Source organism: Mesorhizobium sp. B1-1-5 (assembly GCF_006443065.1).
Classification (GTDB): domain Bacteria; phylum Pseudomonadota; class Alphaproteobacteria; order Rhizobiales; family Rhizobiaceae; genus Mesorhizobium.
This window is the reverse complement of sequence record NZ_VFWS01000157.1, coordinates 1-9989: the sequence shown is the minus strand read 5'-3', so window position 1 is coordinate 9989 and position 9989 is coordinate 1. Positions and strand designations below refer to the sequence as shown.

10 protein-coding genes are annotated in these 9989 nt (G+C 64.6%); 8 read left to right on the top strand and 2 right to left on the bottom strand.

Annotated elements, in window-relative coordinates:
• Nucleotides 1-168: 168 nt before the first annotated feature.
• The gene (locus FJ980_RS27595; protein WP_140546826.1) at nucleotides 169-1032 is read right to left on the bottom strand and encodes an endonuclease/exonuclease/phosphatase family protein; all 864 of its coding nucleotides are present in this window, start codon (nucleotides 1030-1032) and stop codon (nucleotides 169-171) included.
• Nucleotides 1033-1174: 142 nt separating this feature from the next.
• On the opposite strand from FJ980_RS27595, the gene obgE reads away from it, so the two are divergent.
• The 6 genes from obgE to FJ980_RS27560 all read left to right on the top strand — a co-directional run bounded on the left by obgE (nucleotide 1175) and on the right by FJ980_RS27560 (nucleotide 7524).
• The gene (gene obgE, locus FJ980_RS27590; RefSeq protein ID WP_140546825.1) at nucleotides 1175-2203 is read left to right on the top strand and encodes a GTPase ObgE; all 1029 of its coding nucleotides are present in this window, start codon (nucleotides 1175-1177) and stop codon (nucleotides 2201-2203) included.
• A 5-nt stretch (nucleotides 2204-2208) separates the two neighbouring features.
• Nucleotides 2209-3348, top strand: coding sequence for a glutamate 5-kinase (proB, locus tag FJ980_RS27585; protein WP_140546824.1), 1140 nt, complete (start codon nucleotides 2209-2211; stop codon nucleotides 3346-3348).
• 77 nt (nucleotides 3349-3425) lie between these two features.
• The gene (locus FJ980_RS27580) at nucleotides 3426-4712 is read left to right on the top strand and encodes a glutamate-5-semialdehyde dehydrogenase (protein WP_140546823.1); all 1287 of its coding nucleotides are present in this window, start codon (nucleotides 3426-3428) and stop codon (nucleotides 4710-4712) included.
• Nucleotides 4713-4961: 249 nt separating this feature from the next.
• Nucleotides 4962-5549, top strand: a complete 588-nt coding sequence (locus FJ980_RS27570; RefSeq protein WP_140546827.1) for a nicotinate-nucleotide adenylyltransferase — start codon at nucleotides 4962-4964, stop codon at nucleotides 5547-5549.
• A gap of 214 nt (nucleotides 5550-5763) precedes the next feature.
• Nucleotides 5764-7056: an MFS transporter gene (locus FJ980_RS27565; protein ID WP_140546822.1), complete on the top strand. Its 1293-nt coding sequence runs from the start codon at nucleotides 5764-5766 to the stop codon at nucleotides 7054-7056.
• Nucleotides 7057-7107: 51 nt separating this feature from the next.
• Complete coding sequence (locus FJ980_RS27560) at nucleotides 7108-7524, top strand: RidA family protein (RefSeq protein ID WP_140546821.1); 417 nt, start codon at nucleotides 7108-7110, stop codon at nucleotides 7522-7524.
• 17 nt (nucleotides 7525-7541) lie between these two features.
• Here the strand turns inward: FJ980_RS27560 and FJ980_RS27555 are convergent, their stop codons facing one another.
• Nucleotides 7542-8393 carry a mechanosensitive ion channel domain-containing protein gene (locus FJ980_RS27555; protein WP_140546820.1) on the bottom strand — a complete coding sequence of 284 codons (852 nt, stop codon included), beginning with the start codon at nucleotides 8391-8393 and terminating at the stop codon, nucleotides 7542-7544.
• Between the two features lie 244 nt (nucleotides 8394-8637).
• Between FJ980_RS27555 and rsfS the strand changes: the two genes are divergently transcribed.
• Together rsfS and rlmH are read left to right on the top strand one after the other, a co-directional pair.
• Nucleotides 8638-9015 carry a ribosome silencing factor gene (gene rsfS, locus FJ980_RS27550; RefSeq protein ID WP_095767215.1) on the top strand — a complete coding sequence of 126 codons (378 nt, stop codon included), beginning with the start codon at nucleotides 8638-8640 and terminating at the stop codon, nucleotides 9013-9015.
• Between the two features lie 62 nt (nucleotides 9016-9077).
• A complete protein-coding gene (gene rlmH, locus FJ980_RS27545; protein WP_140546819.1) occupies nucleotides 9078-9560 on the top strand; it encodes a 23S rRNA (pseudouridine(1915)-N(3))-methyltransferase RlmH in 483 nt (160 codons plus the stop codon).
• The last annotated feature ends 429 nt before the right edge of the window (nucleotides 9561-9989 follow it).

Here is a 9989-nt window from a genome sequence, read left to right as displayed (position 1 = left end):
CTGGGCAAGCGCCCCCTCACCCGGATTGCCAACCGAATTGCGAAGGGCAATTCGGGGCAATCCGACCTCTCCCCAAGAGGAGAGGAGCAGGTAAGCGCCGGCGCCAATCTCTTCTCCCCTCGGGGAGAAGGTGGCCGCGTAGCGGCCGGATGAGGGGGAGTTCAGAATTCAACCCAGCTCGGCCCAGAGCGGCAGGTGGTCGGAGCCGACGGCGTCCCGGTCGGACCATAGACGCTTCAGCGATCTGGCCAGCGAGGCGCTGGTGAAGATGTAGTCGATGCATTTGTGGCGGCTTTTGTCGTCGGGGCGGTCGGGGTCGACCCAGGTGACGAGGTCGGCGACGGCAAGGCGCTGGGTGACGTCGACGGCAAGATCGGCGGTCAGCGGCATGCCGAACTCATGGTCCGGGCGGCCGGCGAGTTCGACATATTCGGGGGAGCCCGGCAGCATGTTGAAGTCGCCCATGACGATGAAGGCTTCCGGATAGGGCAGATCCGGCAGGCCGATCTCGGGAATGCCCGACAGGCCGCCGCCTTCGAGCGCATAGTTCAAGAGGCGCTGGCGCAGGAAGCGGATCTGGCTCTGGCGCTCGACCGGGCTGCGGTGGTCGAGATGGGTGGAATAGAAGCGGATGAAGCCGAGCGGCGTCTCGATCAGCGCCTCGAGCGCGCCGCGCTGGAAGTTCATGGCCTCGAGGCTGCGGCTGCGCGGCAAAAGGAGGTTGCGCGACAAATGAATGGGCGTCCTCGACAGCACCATGTTGCCGAGCTGGAAGGAAGTCGAGATGGCGCGGCCGTTCTCCAGCCGCGAGCCGATATTGACCTCGAAATTGCTGCCATAGGCGGCAAAATAATCGGGCAGCGCCTCGCTGATCTCGGCCACCATGTCGCGGTCGCCGTTGCGCGGGTTGTTGCGGGTCACTTCCTGCAGCGCGATCACGTCGGCGCCGCGCACGGCCTCGGCGATGCGCCCGACATCGTATTTGTGGTCGAGGCCGATGCCGTACTGGATGTTGTAGGAAACGATCTTCATTCCCGCGCCCCTTCAGTCCCCGCCAGTGCTACCGCGTGCGCGCCGAAAGGGCATCCGGCGCTTTAGTCGCAAATCGGCCTCGCCCTCGGCCCTGCCTTGGTTTAGAGCAATCCCGCAAGTGCAATAGCAGAAACTTGAAACGATGAAATTCCTCGACCAAGCCAAGGTTTACATCCGTTCCGGCGATGGCGGTGCCGGTTCGGTGTCGTTCCGGCGTGAAAAATTCATCGAGTTCGGCGGGCCCGACGGCGGCGATGGCGGCCGCGGCGGCGATGTGTGGGCGGAAGCGGTCGACGGGCTGAACACGCTGATCGACTATCGCTACCAGCAGCATTTCAAGGCCAAGACCGGGATGCACGGCATGGGCCGCAACATGACAGGGGCCAAGGGCGCCGACATCACGCTGAAAGTGCCGGCCGGCACGCAGATCTTTGCCGAGGACAATGAGACGCTGATCTGCGACCTGACCGTCGTCGGCCAGCGCTTCCTGCTTGCCAAGGGCGGCAATGGCGGCTTCGGCAACCAGCATTTCAAGACCTCGACCAACCAGGCGCCGCGGCGCGCCAATCCCGGCCTGCCGGGCGAGGAGCTGAGCATCTGGCTCCGGCTCAAGCTGATCGCCGACGCCGGCCTGGTCGGCCTGCCCAATGCCGGCAAGTCGACCTTTCTTGCCGCCGTCACCGCGGCCAAGCCGAAGATCGCCGACTATCCGTTTACCACGCTCTATCCCGGCCTCGGCGTTGCCCGCATCGACGGCCGCGAATTCGTGCTCGCCGACATTCCCGGCCTGATCGAAGGGGCGCATGAGGGGGTGGGCATCGGCGACCGCTTCCTCGGCCATGTCGAGCGCACGCGCGTACTGGTCCACCTCGTCTCCGCACAGGAGGAAAACCCGGGCAAGGCCTACAAGACGGTTCGCGCCGAGCTCGATGCCTATGGCAATGGGCTGACCGACAAGATCGAAATCGTGGCGCTCAGCCAGGTCGACATCCTCGACGCGGACGCCCGCAAGAAAAAGGCGGCCTCGCTGAAGCGCGCCGCCGGCCGCGCGCCGATGCTGCTGTCGGCCGTCACCGGCGAAGGCGTCGAGGCCGTGCTGCGCGCGCTGATGGCGGTGGTCGCGGAAGCGCGCGACGCCGTTCCGGCTCCTGTCGACACGCGCTGGCGATAAGACCCATGAAATCGCTGAAATCATACCGGCGCATCACAGTGAAGATCGGTTCGGCGCTGCTCGTCGACCGCGCGACAGGTTTGAAGCGCGACTGGCTGACCTCTCTCGCCGACGACATCGCGGTGCTTGCCGGTGCCGGCGCCGAAGTGCTTGTCGTCTCCTCGGGAGCCATCGCGCTCGGGCGCACTATCCTGGGCCTCGGCAAACGCGCGCTGAAGCTCGAGGAGAGCCAGGCGGCGGCCGCCGTCGGCCAGATCGCGCTTGCCGGTGCCTGGTCGGACGCGCTTGGCAAGGACGGGCTGAAGTCGGGCCAGATCCTTTTGACGCTTGGTGACACCGAGGAGCGTCGCCGCTACCTCAACGCGCGCGCGACGATCTCGACCCTGCTCAAGATGAAGGCGGTGCCGGTCATCAACGAGAACGACACGGTGGCGACCTCGGAAATCCGCTACGGCGACAATGACCGGCTCGCGGCGCGGGTGGCGACGATGATGGGCGCCGATCTGTTGGTGCTGCTTTCCGACATTGACGGGCTCTACACGGCGCCGCCGGCCAAGGACCCGCAAGCGAAGTTCATCCCGGTGGTCGACCGCATCACGCCGGATATCGAGGCGATGGCGGGCGCAGCGGCCTCGGAGCTGTCGCGCGGCGGCATGCGTACCAAGCTCGATGCCGGCAAGATCGCCAATGCCGCCGGCACCGCCATGATCATCACGTCCGGCACAAGGCTGTCGCCGCTGATGGCGATCGAACGCGGCGAGCGCGCGACCTTTTTCAAGCCGAGCGCCAATCCGGTGAAGGGCTACAAGACCTGGATCGCCGGGCAGCTCGAGCCGGCCGGACGGCTCACCGTCGATGCGGGCGCCGTGGGCGCGCTCATGTCGGGCAAGTCGCTGCTGGCTGCCGGGGTCAAGCTGGTCAGCGGCAATTTCTCGCGCGGCGACACGGTGGCGATCCTGTCTCCGGAGGGCCGCGAGATCGCGCGCGGGCTGGTTGCCTACGATGCCGCCGATGCCGTAAGGATCGCAGGCCTGAAGACGGCCGAGATCGAAAACGTGCTCGGCTACGAGGCGCGTTCGGCGATGATCCATCGCGACGACCTTGTGGTAAGCGTTGCCGGCGACCAAGTATTGGCCGACGACTAGAGCAATTCCAGGAAAAGTGCGAAGCGGTTTCCGTTCGGGATTGCGTGGAATAAAGAGATAGGGCGGAGGGATGAAACATGCTGAAGCTGCATGAAAAGTCCGGCGAAGACACCGTGGCGCTGATGGCCGATATCGGCCGTCGCGCTCGCGCCGCCGCCCGACCGTTGGCCGTTGCTTCCGCCAAGGCCAAGAACGATGCGCTGGTTGCCATGGCCGAAGCCATCCTGCGCAACGAGCAGGCCATTCTCGACGCCAACGCCATCGATACGTCGAATGGCGAGGAGGCCGGCCTGTCGGGTTCGTTCATGGACCGGCTGAAGCTCAATCCCTCGCGCATCAAGGCGATGGCCGACGGTATCCAAGAAATTGCAGTGCTCAAGGATCCGGTCGGCGAAACAATTGCCGCCTGGGACCGGCCGAACGGGCTCCATATCGAGCGCGTGCGCACGCCGCTCGGCGTCATCGGCGTCATCTATGAGAGCCGGCCAAACGTGACGGCGGACGCCGGCGCGCTTTGCCTCAAGGCGGGCAATCCGGTGATCCTGCGCGGCGGTTCGGACTCGCTCAATTCCTCGGCCGCGATCCATGCCTGCATGGTCGAGGGGCTGAAGGCCGCCGACCTACCGCAGGACGCTATCCAGCTGGTGCCGACCACCGACCGTGCCGCCGTCGGCGAGATGCTGAAAGGTCTCGGCGGCAATCTCGACGTCATCATTCCGCGCGGCGGCAAAAGCCTGGTCGGGCGCGTGCAGACCGAGGCGCGCGTGCCGGTTTTCGCGCATCTGGAAGGCATCTGCCACCTCTATGTCGACCGCTCGGCCGATCTCGACATGGCGGTGAAGATCGCCGTCAACGCCAAGATGCGGCGCACCGGTGTGTGCGGCGCTGCCGAGACCTTGCTGGTCGACCGCGCGGTGGCCGCCACGCATCTGGTGCCGATCCTGGAAGCGCTGCGCGCCGCCGGCTGCGAGATCCATGCCGATGCCGAGGTGATGAAAGTCTTCGCCGACGCCAGCCCGGCGACCGATGCCGACTGGGTGACGGAATATCTCGATGCCATCATCGCGGTGAAGCTGGTCGACGGCGTCGCCGGCGCGATCGAGCATATCGAGACGTTTTCCTCGCACCACACCGAGGCGATCGTCGCCGACGATACGGCTGCGGTTGAGCGCTTCTTCAACGAGATCGACTCGGCGATCCTCTTGCATAATGCCTCGACGCAGTTCGCCGATGGCGGCGAGTTCGGCATGGGCGCCGAGATCGGCATCGCCACCGGCAAGATGCACGCGCGCGGACCGGTCGGCGTCGAGCAACTCACCTCGTTCAAATACCGCGTGCGCGGATCGGGACAGGTGAGGCCTTGAAGTCGTTTGCCTTAAAGGGTTGAAGCTTGCGCCCAGGCCCCCCCCTCTGGCCTGCCGGCCATCTCCCCCTCGAGGGGGGAGATCAACTGGCACATAGGGCTTCACCAACCGCCTACGTTGTAAGATTTGCGCCTGCGGACGAGCTGCCAATCTCCCCCCTCGAGGGGGAGATGCCCGGCAGGGCAGAGAGGGGGGCCTAGCACCATGCTTTCCCAACCTGAGCAGCCAGTCCCCGCCCGCTACTTCCGCATGCCCCATGCCGCCAGGGGACTGACGGTCGGTCTGTTCGGCGGCTCGTTCAATCCGCCGCATGCCGGCCATGCGCTGGTCGCCGAGATCGCGCTGAGAAGGCTCGCGCTCGACCAGCTTTGGTGGATGGTGACGCCCGGCAATCCGCTGAAAAGCGCGCGGGAACTGGCGCCGCTCGCCGAGCGCATCAAGCTGTCCGAAAAGATCGCCAGGAATCCGAAAATCAAGGTCACCGCTTTCGAGGCGGCGCAGCATGCGCGCTACACCGCCGACACGCTTGCCTTGGTCAAGGCGCGCAACCCGGGCGTCGATTTCGTCTGGATCATGGGCGCGGATAGTTTGCGCGACTTCCACCGCTGGCAGCGCTGGCGCGAGATCGTGCTGACCTTCCCCATCGCGGTCATCGATCGTCCGGGCGCCACGCTCTCCTTCCTGTCGTCGGTTGTCGCCAAGACCTTCGACTACGCCCGTATCGACGAGGGCGACGCGCCGCTGCTTGCCCGCATGCCGGCACCGGCCTGGACCTTCATCCACGGTCCGCGTTCGTCGCTGTCATCCACCGCGCTCCGCAACGCGGCGGAGGGGTAGGCGCCCTCCTTCTCCCCTTGTGGGAGAAGGTGCCGCCGAAGGCGGCGGATGAGGGGTGTTCCAGGGAATGCAGACGTCTCATTTTGCTGGAACACCCCTCATCCGTCTCGGCGCTATGCGCCGATCCACCTTCTCCCACAAGGGGAGAAGGGGAAGCGCGGCATGTCGCTTTTGAGGCGGCTTTTAACCTGCGGCTAAGCCAAGCTGCACAAGCATGCTGAAGCAGAACCCCACCACAACCGAACCCGCCCGCGCCGCGCAATCGGCGCCGCTTATCGCCATTGCCAGCGTCATCGTGTCGATGGCGCTGATCGCGATCGGCAATGGGCTGATGTTCGCCTATATCCCGGTGCGCCTCGGTGCCGACGGATTCGACCCGACCTGGGCCGGGCTGATCGTCACCGGGCTTTCGGCCGGCGGTCTTGCCGGCTGCATCCTGACCGGGCCGCTCGTCAAGCGAGTGGGTCACGCGCGCGCCTTCATGGTGCTTTCAGCGCTGATCGCGCTTTCCAACGCGGCGATCGGCGCCGGGCCGATCCCGCTGCTGTGGATCGCGGCCAGGGCGCTCTACGGCTTCGCTATCTGCGGGCTGTTCATCGTCGCGCAGAGCTGGCTGAACGATGCGTTGCCGAACTCGATCCGCGGCCGGGTGATGGCGGTATTCTATGTCGCCTATATAGGCGGGCTCGGCGTGGGGTACGCGACGCTCGCCGTGATCGATATCCACACGGCCGCGGCATCGCTGATCGGCATCACCTTCACGGCGCTTTCCATCCTGCCGGTCGGCATGACGCGGCTGGCGCAGCCGCCGGCGCCGCAGGCCGCATCGGTGGCGCTTCGCCGCGCCTGGCGCATCTCGCCGGTCGGCGTCGCCGGCATGCTGGCGGTCGGCGGCCTGTCGATGATCGTCTCCGGCTTCGCGCCGATCCATGCCACCGCCAAGGGCTACAGCCAAGCCGACGTCGCGCTGCTGTTGTCGGCGATGCCAGTCGGCACGCTCATCCTGCAGATTCCGCTCGGCTGGATATCCGACCGCACCGACCGTCGCTACGTGCTGGCGGGCGCGGCGGCGCTCGCGACGATCGCTAGCGTGCTCGCCATCGTCTTCGACGGAGGCGCGCTGATGGCGCTGGTGGTGATCTATCTCATCTGGGACGGAGCGTCGGAATCGATCTATGCGCTCTCCAGCGCGCATGCCGCCGACCGCGCCGGCAAGGACGAGCTTCTGGCGCTGTCGAGCTCGATGCTGTTCGCCTGGTCGCTGGCCGGCTTCATCGTGCCCGGCATCGTGACGGCGCTTTCCGCCGTCTTCGGCACCGCGACCTTCATCTATGTCGGCATCGTCATCGCGGCGGCCTTCTGCCTGTTCGTGCTGTGGCGCGTGATGGCGGGCCGGCCGACACCCGCGGCCATAAGCGGCAGTTTCGCGCCAATGTCGGCGCAGACGCCCTTGCCGGTGGAGCTAGCCTTCGCGCCGGACGAACAGCAGCGACACGTCAAAGATTGACAAGCTGCGCATCTTCGCGACTTTTTGGCCCAAATTCGAGCAAGATCAGAGATGTCGAAGAGCTATAATCCCGCAACGGTGTGGAAGCCTTTTGGCGCGTTCTCCATGGTGAAAATCCATGAGGGCGGGCAATTCGTTCACCTTAAAGGCCAAGTTTCGCTTGACCGTGAAGGGCAGATTGTCGGGAAGGGCGACATGCGGGTTCAGGTCCGGCAAACCCTCGAAAACATCAAGGCCGTGCTCGCGGCTATCGGTGGGGAGATGGCCGATATCGTATCGCTGACCCAGTATACGACCGATATCGAGCGGTTCATGGCGTCCGGAGATATCCGCAAGGAGTTCTTTTCAGAGCCCTATCCGGTGACGACAACCGTCGAGATCGTGCGCCTCTATCGTCCGGACTTGCAGATCGAAATCACGGCAATAGCCGAGATACCTCGAAATCGGTTCAGGATGCCGGCAGATTGAAAATCGCTGTTGCGAGACTACTGCTTGCGCGCCTCCGGCGCCGGCATTTCCGGAGGCGGCAGCGGGATCGAGATGCCCTCGGTATCGAAAGCCTGCTTGGCGCGCTTGGTCATGTCGATCTGGGTCGAGAAATAGTCGGCGGCCGACGTCCAGTAGCGCAACGTGAGCGAAACGGTGGTGTCGCCGAGACTGGCCACGAAGGCGATCGGCGCCGGTTCGCGCCGGATGCGCTTTTCGGCGGCTGCGATGGCAAGCAGCGTCTTTTGCGCGCGGTCGATGTCGTTCCACGAGCCGATGCTCAAGGTGACGTCGGTGCGCCGCACGCCGTTGCGGGTGAAATTGCGCACCGGCTGGTTCCACAGCGTCGAGTTGGGCGCCATCACATAGACACCGTCGACGGAGCGCAGCTTGGTGGCGAAGAGACCGATCTCCTCGATGGTGCCGGCAATCGCGCCGACCTCGACATATTCGCCGATGCGGAAGGGCCTGAGCGCCAGAAGCATGATGCCGGCGGCGATGTTCTGCAGCGTGCCTTGCAGCGCCAGCCCGATGGCCAGGCCGGCAGCGCCTATCGCCGCAATGATGGAGGCGGTCTGCACGCCGAATTGGCCGAGCACCATGATGACGACAAGGATCAGGATGGCGTAACGCACGACCTGCGAGAAGAAATGCCGCAAGGTCTCATCGAAGCCGTGGATGTGGCCGAGGCCGGCATAGATCGAGCGCTCGGCAAGCCCGGCCACGAGATACCCGACAACCAGGAGGATGACGGCGCCGACGGCCGAGAAGGAATAGGAGACGATCAGCGTGCTCAGCTGCACAAGCCCGGCCTGGATGGTTATGAGGGCGCTTTGCGGGTCGGTGGGCATGGCGGGGGTCCCGTTGGTCAATGCGCCGATAACCCGTGCGCCTGGCATCGGTTCCCGCCTTTTGCGGCTTGGCGGAGCGCCTCCTCCACATCGCGCGGAGATCACGCTTCGAAGGCGCCCGTCTTGAAACTGCAACGGAACTCTGCCTATCTAAGTGGTGTCACCTGATTTGCCTGGTGATTTGGTTGTTCTTGTTGGGAAAGGAAACACACTGAGAACAGCACTGCGGAAGAAGGCTGACATCATGCCTTCGCCGGCAGGGATCAGCGGAAACGACGCCGCGTCCCTCGCCATCGACACAGTCCTTGCCAGTCTGGAAGACTCCAAGGCCGAAAACATCGTCTCAATCGACATCCAGGGAAAATCGAGCCTCGGCGACTATATGGTCATCGCCTCAGGCCGATCGCACCGTCATGTCTCGGCTGTCGCCGATCATCTCCTCAAGGCGCTGAAGGATGCCGGCCTCGGCAATGCGCGCGTCGAGGGGCTGGCCAGCGCCGACTGGGTCCTGATCGATTCGGGCGACATCATCGTCCACGTCTTCCGCCCCGAAGTCCGCGAATTCTACAATCTCGAAAAGATGTGGCAGGCGCCGGATCTCGAGGAAGAGACCTTGCACTGAGCCTTGATCCGCGTGCCGTGAACCGTCACGGTGCGCGTTAGGACAAGCTCGCCGGGGCGAGGATGAAGATCACCGTTCATGCCGTGGGCCGGATGAAGACCGGCCCTGAGAGAGAACTCGCCGACCGCTATTTCGAGCGCTTCGCCAAGAGCGGACCTGCGGTCGGGCTGGAGTTTGCCGGCATTGTCGAAATCCCCGAGAGCCGCGGACAGAGCGCCGACGAGCGCCGCCGCGAGGAAGCCCAGAAGCTGCAGGCCCAATTGCAGTCCGGCACCGTTCTCGTCCTGCTCGACGAACGCGGCAAGTCGCTTTCCTCGGAAGACCTGGCCGCCCGCATTGGCCAGTTGCGCGACGGCGGCCGAAAGGCGCTGGTCGTCGCCATCGGCGGCGCCGACGGCCATGACAGATCCTTGCGCGAGCAGGCCGACCTTGTTCTGTCCTTCGGCGCGCTGACCTGGCCGCACCAGCTGGTGCGCGTTATGTTGGGCGAGCAGCTTTACCGGATCGCGACGATCCTGGCGGGTCACCCGTATCATCGATCGTAATTCGCTGTGGCGATATTTGCGGCGTTTTCGTATTTTCAACGAACACAGTGGATTGGGTCATGGCCGCAGATAACAGCATTCATGTCCGCGCCGGCGAGCATATCCGTTCCCTGGTTCGTCGCGATTTGCAGGGCAGCAACGAAGTGTGGGCCCTACTGAAGGGCGAGCTTGAGCCGGGTCTTAGAGCTGAAGAGAGCGAATTCCGCGCTGCGTCGGCCCACGATGTTATTCAGCGCAATCAGGGCCGAAGCCTCTATTGCACTGCACACGGATTTGACGGTCGGCTCTGTTTGCGTTGGCAGGCGGCATGCGTTGGAGATTGGCCGAAACGCCTACCCCTTCGTCATTCCAGGGCGGAGCAAGGAGCGAAGCGACGCGCGCAGACCATAGAATCCATTCCGTGACTTCGAAACGACGCCACGGTGCAGA

Bases quoted from the DNA above. Each gene is read 5' to 3' on its own strand.
- FJ980_RS27555 (WP_140546820.1), bottom strand. From the start codon at position 8,393: ATGCCCACCGACCCGCAAAGCGCCCTCATAACCATCCAGGCCGGGCTT.
- FJ980_RS27580 (WP_140546823.1), top strand. From the start codon at position 3,426: ATGCTGAAGCTGCATGAAAAGTCCGGCGAAGACACCGTGGCGCTGATG.
- FJ980_RS27595 (WP_140546826.1), bottom strand. From the start codon at position 1,032: ATGAAGATCGTTTCCTACAACATCCAGTACGGCATCGGCCTCGACCAC.
- rsfS (WP_095767215.1), top strand. From the start codon at position 8,638: ATGCCTTCGCCGGCAGGGATCAGCGGAAACGACGCCGCGTCCCTCGCC.
- rlmH (WP_140546819.1), top strand. From the start codon at position 9,078: ATGAAGATCACCGTTCATGCCGTGGGCCGGATGAAGACCGGCCCTGAG.
- FJ980_RS27560 (WP_140546821.1), top strand. From the start codon at position 7,108: ATGTCGAAGAGCTATAATCCCGCAACGGTGTGGAAGCCTTTTGGCGCG.
- FJ980_RS27565 (WP_140546822.1), top strand. From the start codon at position 5,764: ATGCTGAAGCAGAACCCCACCACAACCGAACCCGCCCGCGCCGCGCAA.
- proB (WP_140546824.1), top strand. From the start codon at position 2,209: ATGAAATCGCTGAAATCATACCGGCGCATCACAGTGAAGATCGGTTCG.
- FJ980_RS27570 (WP_140546827.1), top strand. From the start codon at position 4,962: ATGCCCCATGCCGCCAGGGGACTGACGGTCGGTCTGTTCGGCGGCTCG.
- obgE (WP_140546825.1), top strand. From the start codon at position 1,175: ATGAAATTCCTCGACCAAGCCAAGGTTTACATCCGTTCCGGCGATGGC.